The sequence below is a fragment of the Micromonospora craniellae genome, from assembly GCF_014764405.1.
GTDB classification, from domain to species: Bacteria; Actinomycetota; Actinomycetes; order Mycobacteriales; family Micromonosporaceae; genus Micromonospora; species Micromonospora craniellae.
Genome location: NZ_CP061725.1, coordinates 764,200 through 783,967 on the forward strand (window position 1 = coordinate 764,200; position 19,768 = coordinate 783,967).

Annotated in this window: 16 protein-coding genes and 1 pseudogene; 9 read left to right on the forward strand and 8 right to left on the reverse strand. The window is 69.6% G+C overall.

The features are described 5' to 3' along the window. Positions 1-124 precede the first annotated feature (124 nt). The 4 genes from ID554_RS03460 to ID554_RS03475 form a co-directional block, all read right to left on the reverse strand. Positions 125-2,077 carry a glycoside hydrolase family 127 protein gene (locus ID554_RS03460; protein ID WP_117226481.1) on the reverse strand — a complete coding sequence of 651 codons (1,953 nt, stop codon included), beginning with the start codon at positions 2,075-2,077 and terminating at the stop codon, positions 125-127. Between the two features lie 2 nt (positions 2,078-2,079). Continuing rightward, positions 2,080-2,994 carry a carbohydrate ABC transporter permease gene (locus ID554_RS03465; RefSeq protein WP_117226482.1) on the reverse strand — a complete coding sequence of 305 codons (915 nt, stop codon included), beginning with the start codon at positions 2,992-2,994 and terminating at the stop codon, positions 2,080-2,082. 4 nt (positions 2,995-2,998) lie between these two features. Beyond that, on the reverse strand, positions 2,999-3,916 hold the full coding sequence (locus tag ID554_RS03470) for a carbohydrate ABC transporter permease (protein ID WP_117226483.1): 918 nt from the start codon (positions 3,914-3,916) through the stop codon (positions 2,999-3,001). Positions 3,917-4,017: 101 nt separating this feature from the next. Further along, positions 4,018-5,316, reverse strand: a complete 1,299-nt coding sequence (locus ID554_RS03475; protein WP_117226484.1) for an ABC transporter substrate-binding protein — start codon at positions 5,314-5,316, stop codon at positions 4,018-4,020. A gap of 622 nt (positions 5,317-5,938) precedes the next feature. On the opposite strand from ID554_RS03475, the gene ID554_RS03480 reads away from it, so the two are divergent. Beyond that, entirely contained in the window at positions 5,939-6,961 is a 1,023-nt protein-coding gene (locus tag ID554_RS03480) for a LacI family DNA-binding transcriptional regulator (protein ID WP_117226485.1), read from the forward strand. A gap of 40 nt (positions 6,962-7,001) precedes the next feature. Here ID554_RS03480 and ID554_RS03485 read toward each other — a convergent pair whose 3' ends face one another. Then, positions 7,002-8,036, reverse strand: coding sequence for a LacI family DNA-binding transcriptional regulator (locus ID554_RS03485; RefSeq protein ID WP_117226774.1), 1,035 nt, complete (start codon positions 8,034-8,036; stop codon positions 7,002-7,004). Positions 8,037-8,529: 493 nt separating this feature from the next. Here ID554_RS03485 and ID554_RS03490 point away from each other — a divergent pair, with 493 nt between their 5' ends. After that, a complete protein-coding gene (locus ID554_RS03490) occupies positions 8,530-9,768 on the forward strand; it encodes a cellulose-binding domain-containing protein (protein ID WP_117226486.1) in 1,239 nt (412 codons plus the stop codon). A gap of 46 nt (positions 9,769-9,814) precedes the next feature. On the opposite strand, the gene ID554_RS31300 is transcribed toward ID554_RS03490, so the two are convergent. The 3 genes and pseudogenes from ID554_RS31300 to ID554_RS32660 form a co-directional block, all read right to left on the reverse strand. Continuing rightward, positions 9,815-9,958: a helix-turn-helix domain-containing protein gene (locus ID554_RS31300; protein WP_223884425.1), complete on the reverse strand. Its 144-nt coding sequence runs from the start codon at positions 9,956-9,958 to the stop codon at positions 9,815-9,817. Between the two features lie 52 nt (positions 9,959-10,010). Beyond that, a complete protein-coding gene (locus ID554_RS32305) occupies positions 10,011-10,832 on the reverse strand; it encodes an alpha/beta hydrolase (protein WP_117226487.1) in 822 nt (273 codons plus the stop codon). Beyond that, positions 10,825-11,127: pseudogene (locus ID554_RS32660) on the reverse strand (hypothetical protein); the annotation flags it as partial. The pseudogene ID554_RS32660 and the gene ID554_RS32305, both read right to left, overlap by 8 nt. A gap of 137 nt (positions 11,128-11,264) precedes the next feature. On the opposite strand from ID554_RS32660, the gene ID554_RS03510 reads away from it, so the two are divergent. The 7 genes from ID554_RS03510 to ID554_RS03540 all read left to right on the forward strand — a co-directional run bounded on the left by ID554_RS03510 (position 11,265) and on the right by ID554_RS03540 (position 19,755). Continuing rightward, positions 11,265-11,978 carry a DNA alkylation repair protein gene (locus ID554_RS03510; protein ID WP_117226488.1) on the forward strand — a complete coding sequence of 238 codons (714 nt, stop codon included), beginning with the start codon at positions 11,265-11,267 and terminating at the stop codon, positions 11,976-11,978. Between the two features lie 167 nt (positions 11,979-12,145). After that, positions 12,146-13,372 carry a trypsin-like serine peptidase gene (locus ID554_RS03515; protein WP_117226489.1) on the forward strand — a complete coding sequence of 409 codons (1,227 nt, stop codon included), beginning with the start codon at positions 12,146-12,148 and terminating at the stop codon, positions 13,370-13,372. A gap of 147 nt (positions 13,373-13,519) precedes the next feature. Continuing rightward, positions 13,520-14,497, forward strand: coding sequence for an ATP-binding cassette domain-containing protein (locus ID554_RS03520; RefSeq protein WP_117226490.1), 978 nt, complete (start codon positions 13,520-13,522; stop codon positions 14,495-14,497). Next, the gene (locus tag ID554_RS03525) at positions 14,494-15,246 is read left to right on the forward strand and encodes an ABC transporter permease (RefSeq protein ID WP_117226491.1); all 753 of its coding nucleotides are present in this window, start codon (positions 14,494-14,496) and stop codon (positions 15,244-15,246) included. The genes ID554_RS03520 and ID554_RS03525 overlap by 4 nt, the downstream gene beginning before the upstream one ends. A gap of 53 nt (positions 15,247-15,299) precedes the next feature. Then, complete coding sequence (locus ID554_RS03530) at positions 15,300-16,031, forward strand: ABC transporter permease (protein WP_199489131.1); 732 nt, start codon at positions 15,300-15,302, stop codon at positions 16,029-16,031. 116 nt (positions 16,032-16,147) lie between these two features. Then, positions 16,148-17,998 (forward strand): ABC transporter ATP-binding protein, encoded by a 1,851-nt coding sequence (locus tag ID554_RS03535; RefSeq protein WP_117226493.1) that lies wholly within the window; start codon positions 16,148-16,150, stop codon positions 17,996-17,998. After that, on the forward strand, positions 17,995-19,755 hold the full coding sequence (locus tag ID554_RS03540) for an ABC transporter ATP-binding protein (protein ID WP_117226494.1): 1,761 nt from the start codon (positions 17,995-17,997) through the stop codon (positions 19,753-19,755). The genes ID554_RS03535 and ID554_RS03540 overlap by 4 nt, the downstream gene beginning before the upstream one ends. Positions 19,756-19,768 lie beyond the last annotated feature (13 nt).

The window sequence follows — 19,768 nt, forward strand, 5'->3', positions numbered from 1 at the left end:
CTTCTTCCTCCTTGATATCGGTGCGGGTGGGCGGGTGAGGCGGTCACCCACGTCGCACCTCGGTGGTGATTCGAGCGGCTCGTGGTGGTGCGGTCGGCAGGGGCCAGCACTGTGAGCGTTAACATCAGCTCCGTGCCCGCCCGTCGTCCGGCAGGTCACCGTCGACGGGGATCCAGACCCGCATGGTCGAGGGCCCACGGTTGGCCCAGGCGTGGTACGGCACGAGCGCCACCTCGTCGAACATCTCGACCGGCGCGGGCGAGGACTCGGCGGCGTCGGCACGGTAGGGCCATTCGTGGTCACGCGGGCGCACCCGGCGGCACCGCACCACGATGCGACCGTCGACCAGCCGGGGCGCCCGGCTGGTGTCGATCCGCAGCTCGTCGACGGTCGCCACCTCCGGCACGTCCACCGACTCCAGGGCGAACACCAGCGGACCGCGCTCCACCGCGACACAGCCCCGCACCGCGTCGATCCGGCTGTCCGGGTAGGTGAACCGGGGCACCATCGGCAGGGAGAGGACGACCTCGTCGCCGCGCCGCCAGGTGCGCTGCTCGGTGACCACACCGGGGGCGACCGGACGGGTGGCGCCGTCGACCGTGACGGTCGCGCCGTCGACGCCCCAGTCCGGTACCCGCAGCGACAGCGACCACGGGCGGTCGTCGTCGCTGTCGACGCGTACCCGGATCTCGCCGTCGTGCGGGTAGTCGGTGCTGATCACCAGGCGCCGTTCCCGCCCGTCGGGGAGGCGGTGCGCGATGGTGCCGGGCAGGTACTGGTGCAGTTGCAGGCCCTCGTCGTCGCAGGTGGCGACGTACGCACTGAGGCTGGCCATGGTGCGGGCCACGTTGGTCGGGCAGCAGGAGACCTCGAACCACGGCGCCCGCAGCGAGGCCGCCGCGCGCAGGCTGGGCCGGTCGGCGTCGGGCACCGTGCCGAGTTCCCGGCGGTGCAACGTGTTGGTGTAGAAGAAGCTGCGCCCGTCGGTCGACGGCGAGGTCGACACCACGTTGAACAGGGTCCGCTCGATGAGGTCGGCATAGCGGGACTCACCGTCGGCGAGCAGCAGCCGCCAGGCCAGCATCACCGAGCCGATGCCCGCACAGGTTTCCGAGTACGCCCGGTCCGGCGGCAGCATCCAGTCCCCGCCGAACGCCTCGTCCTGGTGCCGGGAGCCCTGCCCACCGGTGACGTAGGTGCGTCGGGTGACCGCCTGGTGCCACTGGCCGCGTACCGCGTCGAGCAGGCTGGCGTCCTTCAACTCGACCGCGACGTCGACGGCGCCGGCGGCGAGGTAGTTCGCGCGCACCGCGTGCCCGCGCAGCACCGTGGCCTGCCGGATCGGGGTCTCGTCCTGGAAGTACTCCCGACCGAACTCGATGTCGGAGAGCCGACCGTGGCCGCGCCGGTCGACGAAGATCGCGGCCTGGGTCAGGTAGCGGTCCTGGCCGGTGACGCGGGCCAGTTCCACCAGGGCGGTCTCGACCACCGGATGGCCGCAGACGCTGTCGATGCCGTCCGCGCCGAACGTGTCGCACAGGTGGTCGGCGGCCCGGCAGGCGATCTGGAGCAGGCCGTCGTCGGCGTTCGGCCGCGTCCGGGCCCGGGCGACGGCGGCCTGCACGAGGTGGCCGATGCAGTAGAGCTCGTGCCCCCATTCGAGATCCGACCACCGCGGTTCCTGCCCCGGGCGGCCGAACTTGGTGTTCAGGTAACCGTCCGGCTCCTGCGCCGCGCCGACCCGCCGTACCAGGGCACGGAACCGCGATTCGAGATCGGGGTCGTTGGTCCGGCCGATCTCCCAGGCCATCGCTTCGAGAAACTTGTAGATCTCCGAATCGGAGAACTCACGTCCGCGCCGCTCGCCGGCAAGGTCCCCGTCCACCGCCAGGTCGAAGTTGCGGACCCAGCCCTCCCGTTCGAGCCAGTACGCGATGTGGTCGAGGGTCGCGCCGCCGTTGACCGCCTGACGCTCTGCCCAGAATCCACCCGCGATCCGGACTTCCCGCAGGTCGAGGGGGCGCAGGCGACCCCGGACCGGCAGGACGGGTGCGGCCTGATGTGCGTTGCCGCTCATGGTCATCCTTTCAGCGCGCCCGACATGAAGCCGCGCACGTAGTGTCGTTGCAGCAGGAGGAACAAGACGATGCACGGCAGGGCGAGAACGACGACGCCCGCCTCGGTCGCCCCGTAGTCGACGACACCCTGGACCTGGCCGCGCAGATTCGACACGGCCAGCGGCAGCGTCATCTTCTCGGTGTCGTTGATGAGGATCAGCGGGGCCATGAAGTCGTTCCAGGCGGCGAGGAAACCGAAGAGGCCGACGGTGATGAGGCCCGGTTTCACGGCCGGCAGCAGCACCCGCCACAACGCGCTGAACGAGGAGCATCCGTCGACCATCGCGGCCTCGTCGAGTTCGCGTGGCACCGCTTCGAACGAGATGCGCATCAGGAAGGTGGAGAACGGCAACTGGAACATGGTCAGCACGAGCGCGACCCCGACCAGGGAGTTCTGCAACCCCACCTGGTTGAGCAACACATAGAGCGGGATCAGCAGCGTCGCGTACGGGACCATCAGGATGGCGAGGGTGAGCAGGAACAGGATGTTCTTGCCGGGGAAGCGGAACCGCGCGAACGCGTACCCGCCGAGGAAGGAGATCAGCAGCGTCAGCGCGACCGTGAGCAGCGAGACGAAGGCCGAGTTGCCGAGGTAACGCCAGACACCGGCCTGGTAGGCGGCCAACGTCTGGTAGTTGCCGAAGCCCCAGCCGTCCACCTGGTTGGTGCCCGCCTGCGGGGAAAACGAGGCGACGGCCGTCCAGGCCAGCGGCGCCAGGAAGATCAGCGCGACCGAGCCGGTGAACACCCAGTACGGCGTGCGCAGCGCGATCCCGAAGATGGTGGTACCGCTCGACTTCTTCGGCGCCACCGGGCCCGGTGTGGACGGCGGTGTCCCGTCGGCGACGGTCGGATTGGTGCGGGAAACGACGGCCATCGGATCAGTTCCCCTCGGACCGGAAGGCGCGCATCTGCAACGCGTTGATCAGGATCAGGGCCACCAGCACGATGACGGAGACGGCCGCCGCCACTCCCAGGTCGTTCTGACCCTGGAACGCCACCATGTAGATGAGCTGCACGACGGTGATCGTGCTGTTGTCCGGGCCGCCCTTCGTCAGGATGTAGAACTGCTCGAAGGCGAGCAGGGAGCCGGTCACGCAGAGCACTGTCGTCAGCGCCAGCGTGGGACGCAGCAGCGGCAGCGTGACCTTCCGGAACGTCTGCCAGCGGCTCGCACCGTCGGTCCGGGCCGCCTCGTACACGTCGGCGGGAATTCCTTGCAGGCCGACCAGCATGAGCACCATGTAGAACCCGGCGTACCGCCACACGATGAGGAAGGTCGTCGAGAACAACGCCGCGTTCGGGGAGCCGAGGAAGGTGATGCCCAGGCGGTCCATCAGCGGGGCCAGCGGGCTCGCGTACGGCGAGTAGATCACGTAGAACAGCAGTGACGCCGAGGCCAGGCCGAGCGCGCTGGGGACCAGGAACGAGGCCCGCAGCAGGTTGTTCCACCGGCTCGACTCCTGCACCAGCAGGGCCAGCCCCAGAGCGAGCGCCAGCAGCAGCACGGTCGCGAGCGCCGTGTACTTGAGGGTGAACACCACCGAGTCGGTGAAGAAGCGGTGCTCGACCGCCTTCACGAAGTTGTCCGGCGCGTTGAACCCCTGGTCACCGGTGAGCAGCGGCCATCGCGACAGCGACATCTTGATGACCAGCAGCAGCGGCACGGCGAACAACAGCGCCACGAAGACCGCCGTCGGCGTCGCGTAGAGCCAGCCGAGCAGTGCCTGACGACCTCGGGGACGGGCGCGGCGCCGTGTCGCCGCACTGGGCGGTCGAGACGGTGCGGTGACGCTCATGGGGACCTCTCGTTTCCTTGGCTACGGGCGGAACGTCGGGGCGACGTGGGCGTGTGCCGACCGGTAGGGACTCCTCGGCGGCACACGCCCACGTCGGGCACCTACTGCTGCAGGACGGCGGTGATCTCGCCGTTGTCCTTCTGCAGGTCGCCGTTACCGGTGAGCACCTGGTTGCGGACGAGAGTCAGCCACGGGCTGTTCGGCGCGTTGAACGCCTGCTGGAAGTTGAGCGCGACCGGGGTGTCGCCCTGACCGGCCACCTGGTTGATGGTGACCAGACGCGGGTCCTCGGCGGCGTACTTGTTGTTGGCCAGGTCGGAGCGGGACACCACGTCCTTGTTCTTGCCCAGCACCTCGACCTGGGCCTCCTCGGACATCATCCAGCTCAGGAAGTTCCACGCCTGCGCGGCCTTCTTGGAGTCCTTCGAGATGCCGATGCCGTCGCCACCGACGAAGGTGGAGGCGCCGCCGTTGGGGCCGGGGATGCCGGCGACCCCGACGTCGAACGGCGTCGAGGAGAGCAGCGTCGCCGGGTAGAACATCAGGCCGACCTTGCCCTCGGTGAAGGCGGCGGTCCAGGTCGGGCCGGTCTCCCCCGCCGAGGCGGGCAGCACGGCACCGGAGCGCCACAGGTCCTGCCAGGTGCTGAAGACCTTCTGCGCGGTCTCGTCGGCGAGCTTGGACTCTTTGCCGTCCTCGCTGAGCACCTGGCCGCCGTCGGCCCAGACGGAGGGGAACCAGGTGAAGACGAGGCAGCCGCCGCAGTTCAGCCCGGCCGCCGTACCGTAGACGCCCTCCTTGCCCATGGCCTGCACCGCCTTGGCGGCGGCGGCGTACTCGGCGAGCGACGCGGGCGCCTTCTCCGGGTCGAGCCCGGCGTCCCGGAACAGCTGCTTGTTCCAGAACATCATGGACAGGTCCAGCACGAACGGCAGGACGTGGGCCTTGTTGTCCACGGTGCCCGCCGACAGGTGTCCCTTGTTGATGGTGTCCTTGAAGTCCAGACCGTCGATGTTGGAGCTGAGGTCCTGGAACAGCCCCTGGTTGACCCAGTTCGGCACGTAGACGATGTCCGCGGCGAACAGGTCCGGAAGGCCGCCGGAGCCGGCCGCCGCGCCGACCTTGGCGACATAGTCGTCGTTCGGTACGACGGTCAGCTTGACCTGGTTCTGGTGCTTCGCGTTGTACGCGTCCACCAGCAGCTTGGCCTGCTTCTCCAGCGGCGCGCGGGTCCACAGGGTCAGTTCGCTGCCGTCGTCGACGCCGGTCGGGCCGGCCTCGGCCGCGCTCGGGCCGCTCGGCTCGTCGCTGCCGCACGCCGCCACGGCGAGGACCATCGTCGCCGCCAGGGCTCCGGCCAGCGAACGCAGGGCAGTACGCCTGCCCAGGGTTTTCCTCATGATTCCTCTCCTAGTCTGCATCGTTGCCAGCCGGGGAACCGCGATGCGGCTCCCGTGAGCCGGGTTTCCGGGTGGCGGACGGTTCTTCTCGATCGAGGTGGGACCGGAGCCGCCGGTCCGGCCGTCGGCCGCGGCGCCCCCGTGGCGTGTTCGGCGCAGCCGGATGATCAGGTACGGCCGGCGGGTGGCCGGCCGGGCAGGGTCAGGTGGTGAACAACAGATCGCCGACGGAGGTCCGCCGAGCCGGGGTGTGGTGTGGACGGTCCGACGCGGCACCGCACTGCCGCGTCGAGCGGGTCCGATGCATCGGTGACGACGTCGCGGTCCGCCCCGCCTTCGTGGGCGATGCCTCGTCCGTCCTCATCGATGTCGCCTCCCGCCGGGTCCGACGGGAACCGGCACGGCAAGCCGCACCGCCGCCGTCGAGGTGGCCGGTATCACTTTCCGCCGCTAGCGTGGCCCACGAAAACGGTTTCGGCAAGATGTCTTACGGGTAAAACCTGAACCTGTTTCGGCGTGGGCTTCATCTTCCCCTGCATGCACTCTGCGCTCTACGCTTGCCGCGGATGCGGGGGCAGCGACCACCTGCCTGCCGTCCTGAAACTCTTGCGAAAGGCTTTCGGTGGGTCGACGACGATCACAGTCAGTGACGCTGAGTGACGTGGCCAGCCGGGCCGGCGTCTCGGTCGCGACCGCGTCCAAGGCGCTCAACGGACGCGCCGAGGTGGCCCAGGCGACACGGGAACGGGTGCTGCGCGCGGCCGGCGAACTCTCCTTCCAACCCAACGCGCTCGCCTCCGGGCTGATCAACGGCCGCACCCGCACCGTCGGGCTGCTCACCGACGAGCTCGGCGGCCGGTTCGCCATGTCCATCCTGCTCGGCGCCGAGAACGCGCTCGGCAACGAGCAGATGTCCGTGCTGCTCTGCGACGCCCGGGGCGACGCGATCCGTCGCCAGCACTACATCCGCACCCTGCTGGCGCGGCAGGTCGACGGGTTCATCGTGGTCGGCGACAGCAACGAGGTGGGCCCCTCGCTGACCGAGGACATCCCGGTCCCGGTGGTCTACGCCTACGCCGAGTCGACCGACCTCCGGGACCTGTCGGTGATCGCCGACGACGAGGGCGGCGCCCGGCTCGCCGCCGAGCACCTGGTGCTGCACGGGCGACGCCGCATCGGGCACATCACCGGCCCGGACAGCTACCGGTCGGCCCGGGACCGCGCGGCCGGGCTGCGGACGGTGCTCACCGAGGCGGGCCTCGACCCCGCCGGTGACCCGCTGTTCGGCGAGTGGTCGCAGCGGTGGGGCCGGCACGCCACCCGCCTGCTGCTCGCCGCCCGCCCCGACGTGGACGCGATCTTCTGCGGCAACGACCAGTTGGCCGCCGGGGCCGCCGACACGCTGCGCGACCTCGGGCGGCGCATCCCGGACGACGTGGCCATCGTCGGCTACGACAACTGGGAGTTCTTCGCCGCCGACTGCCGCCCGCCGCTGACCACGGTGGACCTCAACCTGGAGAAGCTCGGCGCGACCGCGGTCAAGCACCTCTACGCCGCGCTCGACGGCAACCCCGGCAGCGGCGTCATCCGGCAACCCGGCCGTCTCATCGTCCGCGAGTCGACCGGGCCGGCAGTGCACCGCTGAACGCGTACCGGCCCGGTGTCGATCCCCTCCGACACAGGGCCTAAGCGATCAGACTGGCCGGTCGCAGCGCGTTCAGCGGCCGGCCGGCGCGCGGGGCCACCGAGCTGCGGCGGGTGATCAGCTCCGGCACCAGCAGGTCGCGTCGTCGCACCGGTGGCTGCCCGGCCGGGTCGAGCTGCGCCAGCAACAGGCCCAGGCTGCGCCGGCCGAGCTCGGCGAAGTCCTGCCGCACCGACGTCAGCGGCGGCAGGAAGTGGGCCCCGTCGGGTGTGCCGTCGAAGCCGACCACGCTGACGTCCTCCGGCACCCGCCGGCCCGCCTCGTGCAGCGCCCGCAGCACGCCGAGGGCGAGTTGGTCGCTGGCGCAGAAGACGGCGGTGACGTCGAGGTCGGCGGCCAGCCGCTCCCCCTGCTGGTAGCCGGTGCTGGCGCTCCAGTCCCCGGGCACGACCGCGGGTACCGGCGCACCCGCCGCGCGCAGGGCCTCCCGCCAGCCGCGGATCCGCTCGTCCGCCTCCGGCCAGTCCTGGGGGCCGGACACGTGGTGCACGGTGGTGTGCCCAAGGTCGAGCAGGTGCCGGGTGGCGAGCCGGGCACCCGCCACGTTGTCGATCTGCGCGCTGGCGATCTCGTCGCTGCATCCACCACCGACCGTCACCGCCGCCAGTCCACCCGCCGCCTCGGCCAGCGCGCCCGCCATGGCGGGCTTGGGCGCGATGGCGATGAGTCCCTCGACCGACTGCCGACGCAGCCAGTCCGCCGCGTCGAGCACCGACCGCCGGTCCAGGTGGCGCACGCTGGCGACGCTGACGAAGTAGCCGGCGGAGCGGGCCGCGCCCTCGATGGCGTAGAGCATGGAGGTCGGCCCGTAGAGCGGGCTCTCGTAGCCGATGATCCCGAGCGTGCCGGAGCGCCGGGTGACCAGGGCACGGGCCGCCGGGTTGCGCTGGTAGTCGAGCTCCCGCATCGCCGCCAGCACCCGCTGGCGGGTGCCGTCGGCGACGTACGGGTGCCCGTTGATGACCCGGGAGACCGTCTGCGCGGACACCCCCGCCAGCGCCGCGACGTCGCGCATGATCGATCGACCGGTGGACCGCCCGCCGTCGGCGCGCCCGGACCCGGCCCCACTGTTCTCCTTGCGGGCCCGTGACCGGCCACTCTTCTCGATCATCGTCTGCTCTCCTTGCCAGAGGTCCCCGACGCGTGGCCCGCGCCGTCGGACCGGCGGTCTGCGCACGCTCGAAGACCTCGGTGGTCTGATCTTCGACAATGAACCTCGAAAACCGTTTCGGCAATCCCTCTCAGGAGATCTCCGGCGATAACCCATCGCGGAGATCACTGGGTTTCGGTGCCGCCGCCCGGCCAGGCACCCCGAAATCGGCAAGCGGGCCAGCTTCGCTGACGAAAACCTTTTCGGCAAGGCCCGACGCCCGAATACGGCAGGGTTTGCGAACACCGGGCCGCCCGACGGGACTCTCCCACCTGCCACCATTTAGTTTAAATCGAAGACAATCTATTGTCGTCGACGGTTCCCACCGGCGGCGTATCCGGCAACAGGAGGACCATCCATGAGATCACCACGAGCAAGCCTACGGCTCGGTGTGGCGGTCGCCGCCATACTGGCCTTCACCGGCGGCGCCACCCTGGCGGTGACCGGCGCGCAGGCCGCCGCCCCGGGATGCCGGGTCGACTACCGGGTCACCAACCAGTGGTCCGGCGGGTTCGGCACCGACATCACCGTCACCAACCTCGGCGACCCGCTCAACGGCTGGACCCTGACCTGGACGTACGGCGCCGGGCAGCGGGTCACCCAGGCATGGAACGCCACCGTGACGCAGAGCGGCGGCCAGGTCACCGCGACCAACGTCGGCCACAACAGCGCCCTGGGCACCGGAGCCGCCACCTCGTTCGGCTTCAACGGGTCGTGGAGCGGGAGCAACCCGGCGCCGACGTCGTTCGCGCTCAACGGCGTCACCTGCACCGGCGCGCCCGTCACGCCGGCACCGACCACGCCGGCCCCGACGACCCCGGCGCCCAGCCCGACCACGCCACCGCCGACCAGCGGCTGGAACCCGCCCGCGAACCTGGTGAACCCGCTGAACCAGGTGTGGCAGCACGTGGAGCAGACCTACAACAACGGCAACCTCTACGGGTTCCGCAACTACGGCTGGGACCAGGTCATGGCCAACCGCGGCTACCTCAACTTCTGCGTCCGCTGGGACTCCAGCGCCACCGTCACGGCCGCCCAACGCGACCAGATCCACACGACCCTCGCCCGGCAGTACAAGAAGTGGATGGACGTGATGGTCGGGCACAACGCCTGGCCGTACCAGCAGGTGCCGATCAAGGTGGTCGGCTGGGCGGTCCGCAACCGCAGCCAGCTCCAGTGGACCGACACCAGCGTCGACATCTACGTCAACAACATCCGCGAGAACGCCCCCCAGTGCGCGCCCGAGTGCGGTCGCTTCTTCAACCAGGGCGGCCAGTACCCGAACTGCCCCGGCGGGGTGGCCCGCCACTACGACCAGTCGCTCTGGCTCACCGACGGGTTCGGCGGCGGTGCCGGCGGAGACTGGGGCCAACGCATGGGTCGCGAATACTACATGAACAACCTCAACGCCGAGAACATGCACATCCTGCTGCACGAGATAGGTCACACCTTCGGCCTTGACGACTTCTACGACTGGACGCCCAGCGGAGTCGGCGGGTTCCTGATGCGCGCCGGCAGCGCCAGCTCGATCACCACGTTCGACGCCTGGATGTTCCGTGACTGGTGGCGGCACCTCAAGAGCCGCTACGGCTACTGAGGCCGCACCTTGCGGGGCCCGGCCGTATCGCCGGGCCCCGCAAGGCTCACTCCTCGACCCATTCGAGCAGGTCACCGGGCTGGCAGTCGAGCACCCGGCACATCGCCTCCAGGGTGCTGGATGTAAGGAAGGGTCCCCTGCTAACGCCTGGTGTATAGCAGGGGACCCTTCCTAACGTCCGGGCTGGCACGGGTGGTGGCCGGGGCGACCCACGCCCCGGCCACCTGTGCGGTGCTATCGACTCAGAACAGCCAGGTCGGCAGCTTCGACTCGCTGCGCAGCGGCACCAGCGGCGGCGCCTCGTCGGCGGCCGGGCCGGCCGAGCGGCCCCGAGCCTCGTCGGACTCCGTGCCGGGCGGCGGCGCGGCCGCGCACCGCGTACCGTCCGCCGGCGCCACGAGGTCGACCAGGTACGCCTCGATAGCCTCGTCCGCGCAGGCCACCCGGCCGTAGACGATGCGCCCCCACCCCTCGTAGGTCAGCAGCTCGGCGTGCTCACCGAACTGGGCGGCGGCACCGAGCGCCCAGTTGTAGCCGGTCGCCGGGTCGTGCAACGAGTTGACGAACAGGAGCTTGGACTGGTTGGTCGGGGTGATCGGCCGCTGCGGGTTGTCCGCCGGGCTGGGCCAACCGAGGCAGATGGCGCCGATGGCCGCCCGGGGCAGGTCCGACAGATCCGGTGAGGCGAGCTGGGCCGCGTCGACGATCGAGCGCCACTGCCCGATGTTCTGCGCTCCGAGGTTCCAGTCCTCGCAGAGCACCGCCTGGTACGCGAAGGGCACCACGGTCGGCGGCTGCTCGTCGGCCAACTGGCGTGCCGCCGGTGCGCCCCACGGACGGCCGGCGTCGACCCGCTCCAGCTCGGCGGCGATGTCGAGCCAGTACGGCTGGTAGTTCACGTTGCCCAGCAGGAAGTTGACCAGATCCCGCTGGGTGATCTTGTAGTTGTGGTCGTCCGGGTCCGGCGGCCGCCTGGGTGACCGCGAAACCCTGGGCGTCCAGGCTGTGGTCCATGGTGCTGTCGGCGACGATGGCGCGTACCCGGGTCGGGAACAGCTCCGCATACTGCTGGGCCATCAGCGTGCCGTACGACATACCGAAGAAATTCAGCTGCGTATCGCCGACCGCGACCCGGATCGCGTCGATGTCCCGGATCACCTGGAGCGTGTTGACGTGGTCGAATACCGGCCCACTCCGGGAATGGCAGTCGTCGGCCAGCTCACGACTCGCGGTGACCATGCGGGTGAAATCCGCAGACATGAATAGCGAGGTCACCATGGCCGCCAGGGCCGCGTAAAGCGGCGTGAACGAGGTGTCGCCGACGACTGTCAACATGGCGGAAGTCACAGGACGGCACATTCTTTGAATTCACCTTCCCGGCACTTTCCCGCAACGTACGCCAAAAACTGCGTGACCGATTCGAGACGTCGCCGCGCCACGTCCGGCATCGGGGGAGGGCGCCGTGGCGCGTACCGGTCGCGGTAGGTTGCCGAGTCATGGCCACCACCGCCGACGTCCGTCAGGAACTCGCCCGACTCGCCGATCCGGCCCGCGCCACCGGTGTGAGCCGGTACCTCCGGATGTTTCCCGGCGGCTACGGCGAGGGCGACCGGGCCATCGGCGTCACCGTGCCGCAGCAGCGCCGGGTCGCCGGCCGGTACTGGCGCGACCTGTCCCTGGCCGACACGGCAACACTGCTGACCGGCGACGTACACGAGGAGCGGTTGACGGCGGTCTTCATCCTGGTGCGGAAGTTCGGCAAGGCCGACGAGCGGGAACGCGGCCGGATCGTCGAGCTGGTCCTGGCCCACACCGGCCACCTGAACAACTGGGACCTGGTGGACTCCTGCGCGCCGTACATCGTCGGGCCGTGGCTGCTCGACAAGGACCGCGACGTCCTGGACCGGCTGGCCGGATCGCGTCTGGTCTGGGACCGACGGATCGCCGTGATGGCCACCCTCGCGTTCATCAAGGCCGACGACCACGCGTGGACGTTCCGGCTCGCCGAACGGCTCCTGCGCGACCCGCACGACCTCGTGCACAAGGCGGTCGGCTGGATGCTGCGCGAGGTGGGCAAACGGGACCGGGCGGCGGAGGAGGAGTTCCTGGCCCGGCACTACCGGGCCATGCCCCGGGTCATGCTGCGCTACGCGATCGAGAAGTTTCCGCCGCAGCGCCGGAAGGAGTATCTGTCCGGCCTGGTCGCGTGACCGAAGGCGGCACGGCGGGTTCGCGTTGTTGCCCTGCTGACCACCGAATGGCCGTCACGTCGGCCCACCACCGCCCGAAGTCCATCGATTATCTTGCATGCATCGATCCTGCTCGTGTATGAAGACTGAGCAATCGTTAAGGTTCCGGTCTCCTGGGAGGAGCGACGATGACACACGCCCCACGCCGCCTGCGCACGCTGGCGGTCATGCTCAGCGCCTGCACACTCGGGCTGAGCCTGCTGTCGGCACCAGCCGAGGCGTACTCGGCGCCACCTCTCGCGCCGCAGTCCGAGCGCGCCCCCGAATCGGAGCAGTTCGTGGCCGAGGGTGTGACGACCGTCGGCGAGCTGCGCACCGTGGCCGGCACGCTGTCGTACGCCCGTGACGGCCGGACCCAGGTCATCCACCATCCCGGCGCCACCTACGTCAAGGTGCACTTCAGCTCGCTGCGACTCGGCCCCGGCGAGTACGTCACCGTGGCCAGCCCCGACGGCCGGGAGAGCCACCGGTACGACCGCCACCTGAACCGGGCCACCGGCTCGGACTACACCACCGACGGGCGGCCGGGCTTCTGGGCCATGTCCGTCGAGGGCGACACCGCCGTGGTGACGTTGCACAGCACCCGCGCCAACCGGGGCAGCGCCGCCACCATCGACCAGTTCTGGCGCGGCTACGACCGCACCGAGATCGCCGCGCACAACTTCTCGACCCAGTCCGTGTGCAGCACCGACGCCCGCCGCGACGTGGTCTGCTACCGGACCAGCCACCCCACCGAGTTCGCCCGGGGCAACGCGGTGGCCCGACTGCTGATCAGCGGCGGCGGGTCGTGCACCACCTGGCGGGTCGGCAACACCAACCGGATGCTGACCAACAAGCACTGCTTCTCGACGCAGTCGGCGGTCAGCGGCAGCGAGATGCAGTTCAACTACCAGTGCGCCACCTGCGGCGGCGCGAACCCCGGCCCCGGCACCAAGGTCAGCGGCGCCACGCTCTACCGGGTGAGCAGCGGCGGCTCCAACCAGCTCGACTACGCCCTCTACTCGGTGAACAACTTCGCCGCCATCCAGGGCTTCGGCACGCTCTACCTGGCGACGACCGCCACCACCACCGGCACCCAGATGTACATTCCCGGGCACGGTGACGGCAGCCCGAAGCGCCTGTCCATCTTCGAGAACGCCCAGAACGGCCCGCGCTGCACCGTCCGGAACGCGAACTACAACACCTGGAACATCAGCTACAGCTGCGACACCTCCGGCGGCAACTCGGGCTCGCCGGTGCTGGACAGCAGCCACCGGGTGATTGCCCTGCACCACCTCGGCGGCTGCCCGTCCAACCAGGGCGCGAAGGCGCACCTGATCTACAACGAGATCGCCAGTCTGATCGACAACGGCTGACCCCCGCAGCACCACAGGCGACCCGGCAGGTCGCCGCCGACACCGGCGGCGACCAACGCCGGGTTCTCCGCTGTCCCGGACCCACGCGCCACGGCTAATTAGGTTTGCCTAAGCTAAGGTGCTGGGATGCCGGACGGGAGGGAACTCATGACGACGGTGGTAGAAGCCGAGGGGTTGGTGAAGACCTTCGGTCAGGTTCGCGCACTGAACGAGTTGTCGCTCACCATCGAGGGGGGCACGATCTTCGGGCTGCTCGGCCCGAACGGCGCCGGCAAGACCACGGCCATCAACGTTTTCACCACCCTGCTGGCGGCCGAGTCGGGCCGGGCGGTGGTCGCCGGTCACGACGTCGCGGCAGAACCGGCCCGGGTCCGGGAGGTGATCGGGGTGACGGGCCAGTTCGCCGCGCTCGACGACAACCTCACCGGTCTGGAGAACCTGGTGCTGTTCGGCCGGTTGATGAAACTGAACCGGGCCCAGGCCCGCGCCCGCGCGAAGGAACTGCTCGATCGTTTCGATCTGGCCGACGCCGCTGACCGCCGGACCGGGACGTACTCGGGCGGGATGCGGCGGCGGCTGGACCTCGCGGCATCACTGACCCGCGAGCCGGTGGTGCTGTTCCTGGACGAACCGACGACCGGACTGGACCCGCGCAGCCGGATGGCGTTGTGGGACACCGTGCGGCACCTGCGGGACAGCGGCATCACCATCCTTCTCACCACGCAGTACCTCGCCGAGGCCGACGAACTGGCCGATCGGATCGCCGTGATCGACCACGGCCGGGTCGTGGCCGAGGGCACCGCAGCCGATCTCAAGCGCCGCGCCGGTGGCTCGGTCTGTCACATCACGCTGCCTGACGCCGCCGATCGCGAGCGGGTCGGCGGCGTCCTCGCCCCGCTGGGCGAGGTGAGTATCCTCTCCGACGGCGTCAGTCTGCCCGCCGACGGGCCGGAGACACTCGTGGCCGTGGTCCAGCGGATCGAGGCCGCTCGGAGTGAGGCCCTGTCCGGCGTCCAGATCGAGGATATCGGGCTGCGTCGTCCGACCCTGGACGACGTCTTTCTACGCCTCACCGGTGCCGGTGAGGCGCCCGGAGTCACCGAGCCGACGCAGGCCGCCCGATGAGCGCCGATGCGGTGGTACTCGCCGGACGACACCTGCGTCTGATGGCACGCCGACCGGCCTCGGTCCTCGGTGCCGTGGTGTTTCCGCTGATCTTCGCGCTGCTGTTCTTCACCGTCTTCGGACGGGTGATGGAGCGGGCCGGCTACGACTACGTCTTCTACCTGCTCCCGGCGGTCATCGTGCAGGCGTGCTTCTTCACCGCCATGGCCAGCGCGGTGCTCTCCGCCGAGGATACGACCGGTGGGACGTTACGACGGTTGCGGACCATGCCGGTGAACCGCTCCGCCCCGATACTCGGCCTGCTCACGGCCGCTGTCACCCGGGCGGCAGTGTCGATGGTGGTCCTCGTTCCGCTCGCACTGGCGCTGGGATTCCGGTTCCGCGGTTCCTTCCTGGCCACCGCTGGGTTCGTGGTGCTCCTCCTGGCATTCGCGGCTGCGCTGTGCACGTGTTTCATCGCCATGGGGCTGGCGCTGCGCCGGGTCGAGGCCGTGCAGCCGGCGGTCAACCTCGTGTACTTTCCGTTCCTGCTACTGTCCAGCGCATTCGCGCCGGCGTCAGCCTTCCCGGCCTGGCTGTGCCCGGTGGTCGAACACCAGCCGGTCAGCCGGGTCCTCGACGCTTCCCGAGCCCTGGCCGACACTGGCGTGGCTGTGGCTCGCCCACTGCTGTTCGCCGGGCTCTGGCTGGCCGCCCTGACGGTCCTGGGCCTCGTCCTCGGTACCCGCGCGATGGGAAGGTCGATATGACCACGACAGACTCCGGTCCGCCGAGGGCCGCACTACTGCGCGACAGCCTGGTCATGACCGGCCGGACGCTGCGGGTCACGCTGCGCTTCCCGATCGTACTGTTCATGGCAGTGGCTCTACCGGTGATTCTGCTTTTGCTGATGACGGCGAGCTTCGCCACCATCGTGCTGCCGGGACAGGGCTACCGTGCGTACGTCAACTTCGCCCTTCCCCTGTTCGCGGTGATGGGTGTTCTCTACTCGACCCTGGCCACCGGCGCCGCGAGCGTCTCCGACCTACAGTCCGGGTTCGATGCACGGATCCGCACCATGCCGGTCGCCGCAGCGGCGCCGCTCGTCGGCCGGATCGCCGCCGAGGCCGTACGCAACCTGCTGACGATGCTCGTGGTGGTCGCGGTGGGGACGATCATCGGTTTCCGGTTCACCACCGATCCGGTATCGATCGCGGGGTTCTTCCTCCTGCCGCTGGTGTTCTCGGCCGGCCTCGTGTGGCTGGTACTCTCCGTGGCCGTGCGTGCGCGCAGCGCAGAGTCGGTCAGCGCATCCCTCAGCGGCGCCTTCCTCGTCCTGTCGTTCCTGTCCACCGGAATGGTCACGCTGGAGGACCTGCCGGGGTGGGCCCAGCCCATCGCGGCGGTGAACCCGGTGTCACTCATGGTCGAGGCGATGCGGGCGCTGGCGCACGGCGACGGCTCGCCGGGCGGGCCGGCGCTGGGGACACTGGCCTGGGCGGTCGGCCTGACGGTCGTTTTCGCACCGCTGGCCATCCGCGGCTATCGCCGGTGACCGAGGAGCCACCGCGAGGGCGTAGAGCCACACCGCCACGGCCTCGGCAGACCTCTTTTATGGGGGTAGACACCCGAAACTCGGTTAGGTTAGCCTAACCGAGTTTGGAGGGGTTGATGACCACGACGGTGAGCACGGATGTGGAGACAGCGCCCGCGCTGTCGGCGGTGTCGGCTCCGCCGACGGAGGCGGACGCCAGGGCGGAGGCTCGGGCGTCGTCGCAGGCGCTGTCGGAGCTTCTGTCGCCGGCTCGGCCGTCGATCATCCTCGGCGTGGTTCTCCAGGTGTTCGGCTCCATCGCGACGATTGCTCCCTACGTCGCGATCGCCGAGTTGGCAAAGACCTTCCTCGCCGATGGCCAGGTCGATCAGGCGAGGGTCTGGTGGATCTCCGTCGCCGTCGTGGTGGCGCTGCTGGCTCGCATGGTGCTGAGTGGTGCCGCCTTGTCGGTGACGCACTTCGCCGACGCCCGCCTCCAGGGCATCATCCGCACGCGCATCGTGGAGCGACTGGGCCGGGTGCCCCTGGGTTGGTTCACCCGGAACTCGTCGGGGCTGGTGCGCAAGGCGACCCAGAACGACATCAACGACATCCACTACCTCGTCGCCCACGGGGCGGTCGAGACCACCGCGGCGATAGCGGTGCCGCTGGCCGGGCTGGCGTACCTCTTCGTGCTGGACTGGCGACTGGCGCTCGCGGGGATCGCGACCATTCCGATCTACCTGGTGGCGTACGCGGTGATGGCTCGCGGGATGACCGCGAAGATGCTGGAGATGAACCAGGGGATCGCGCGGATCAGCGCGACGATCGTCGAGTTCGTCTCCGGGATCTCGGTGGTGAAGACCTTCGGGCAGGCCGGTCGTGCTCACGCCGCCTACCGCAGGGCCGCGACGGAGTTCGGTGACGCCTACGGCGCGTGGGTACGGCCCATGTTGCGCACCGACGCTCTTGCGACGATCCCGATCTCCGCACCGGCCGTGCTGCTGGTGAACCTGGCCTTCGGCACCTGGTTCGTACGCGCGGGATGGGTCGGCGTCGTCGACGTGGTGACCGCCGCGCTGGTGGCGATGTCGCTGCCAGCGGCGATCATGACGGTGAGTTTCAGCATGCAGGCCCGCCGGGAGGCGGCCGCTGCGGCCAGGCGCATCACCGACCTGCTCACCACCCCCGTGTTGCCCGAGCCGGCCGAGCCACGCTCGCCGGTGTCGGCGGAGGTGCGTTTCGAGGGCGTCGGGTTCAGCTACGACGGGCGACACCGGGTCCTGGAGGATGTCGACCTGACCCTGCCCGCCGGGACGGTCACCGCGCTGGTCGGCCCGTCCGGGTCCGGAAAGACGACCCTGGCGACGCTGGTGGCCCGATTCCATGACGTCGACGAGGGCAGTGTCTCCCTCGGCGGCGTGGACGTGCGGGACATCGCCATTGGCGAGCTCTACCAGCACGTCGGTTTCGTCCTCCAGGACGTGCAACTGTTGCACGCGACGATCGCCGACAACATCCGGCTGGCACGTCCCGAGGCAACCCACGACGAGGTGCGTGACGCCGCGCGGCTGGCCCAGATAGACGATCGAATCCTCGCTCTCCCCCGTGGTTACGACTCCGTCGTCGGCGAGGACGCCCTGCTGTCCGGAGGAGAGGCGCAGCGGGTCTCGATCGCCCGGGCGATCCTCGCCGATCCGCCGATTCTGGTACTCGACGAGGCGACCGCCTTCGCCGACCCGGAGTCCGAGTCCCGCATCCAGACCGCGCTCGCACAGTTGGTCGGCGGTCGCACGTTGCTGGTGATCGCCCACCGGCTCTCCTCGATCGTCGCCGCCGACCAGATCGTCGTCCTCGACCGCGGCCGCATCGCCGAGACCGGCACACACGAGGAGTTGCTCGCCGCCAACGGGACGTACGCGCGGATGTGGCGTGCCCACCAGGAGGGCGCGTACTCGGCCGTGGCCGGAGAGGGAGACCACCGATGATCCGCCAGCTACGCCGCGTCCTCGGACCGGAGCATCAGCGCGAGTACACCCGGTTCCTGGTGTGGGCGAGCGTCTACGGCGTCCTCCAGGGATTCGCGGTGAGCCTGCTCGTCCCGATCGCCCGCAGTCTCGCCGACGGCGACTGGGCGGCCACCTGGCGATGGATCGGCGTCCTCGCGATCGCGGTGATCGGCTGCGGGATCGCGCACTATGTCCAGGCGATGCGCGCCTTCGGCGTGGCACTGGTCGTCCTGCGCACGATGCATCTGAACATCGGAGACCATCTCGTCACGCTCCCGATCGGCTGGTTCGCCGGCAAGACCGGCAGCGTCGCCCAGGTCGCCTCCAAGGGCACGATGGCCGCCGGAAGTGCCGCCGCCCACCTGATGACTCCGGTCGTGATCGGCATGGCGGCCCCCGCCTCGGTGACCGTTTCGATGTTCTTCTTCGACTGGCGGATCGGCGTGGCCCTGCTCGTCGCGGCACCGCTGATCGCGCTGGCGGCACGCATCGCGAGCAGCTTCATCGCAAAGAGCGAACACGCCACACACAGGGCCGCCGCCGAGTCCAGCGAGCGGGTCATCGAGTTCGCCCGCTGCCAACCGGTGCTCCGCGCCTTCGGCCGTACGTCCGACACCGGATACGCACCGCTGCGCGATGCCATCAAGGTTCAGCAGACGGTGGCACGGCGCACCATGGTCGAGTCGGTCCTCGGGCTCGCGCTCAATGGCCTGGCTGTCCAGTTGGTGTTCACCGGCCTCGTCGTCCTCGCCGCCGTCCTCGCACTCGGCGGCGAACTGAGCGGCATCGATCTGCTTGCCCTCCTCGGAGTGGCCACGCGGTTCGTCCAGCCGCTGATGGAGATCGGTGAGTACGGGGGCGCGCTTCGCCAGGTCCGTGGCGAACTGACCCGCATACAGGGCATCATGGACACCCGGCCGCTACCCGAGCCGTCCCAGGCGGCCGCCGTGTCCGCCGCTGGCACAGTCGAGTTCGACCACGTCGATTTCGGCTACGTTCCCGGAACACCCCTGCTCAAGGATCTCAGCCTCACCGTGCCGCCGCGCACCATGACCGCACTCGTCGGGCCATCCGGATCCGGCAAGACCACGATCATCCGGCTCATCGCCCGGTTCTACGACGTCGACGCCGGCACGGTCCGCGTCGGCGGCGTCGACGTACGCGACCAGACAGCCGAGGACCACATGGCTCAACTCGCCCTGGTCTTCCAGGACGTCTACCTCTTCGACGACACGCTGCGCGAGAACATCCGCCTCGGCCGCCCGGACGCGACGGAGGCGGAGATCGACGAAGCCGCACACCTGGCCGGGGTCACCGAGATCGCCGACCGCCTTCCCGCCGGCTGGAACACCCGTGTCGGGGAGGCCGGAAGCGCCCTGTCCGGTGGCGAACGTCAACGCGTCTCGGTCGCCCGTGCGATCCTCAAGCGCGCACCGATCGTGCTACTCGACGAGGCGACCGCCGCTCTCGACCCGGAGAACGAACGGTACTTGCAACGCTCTCTCGAAACTCTCCGCGAGCACGCCACTCTCATCGTCATCGCCCACAGACTCAGCACCGTCGTCAACGCCGACCAGATCATCGTGCTCAACGACCACGGACGCATCGCCGAACGCGGCAGCCACGACGACCTCCTCGCACAGGGCGGGCGGTACGCCGCGTTCTGGCACGAGCGATCCAGCATCCGCGGATGGCGGCTGGCGGCTGGGGCGACGCCTCACACCGGCTCGTCCTGAACGGGCGACACAC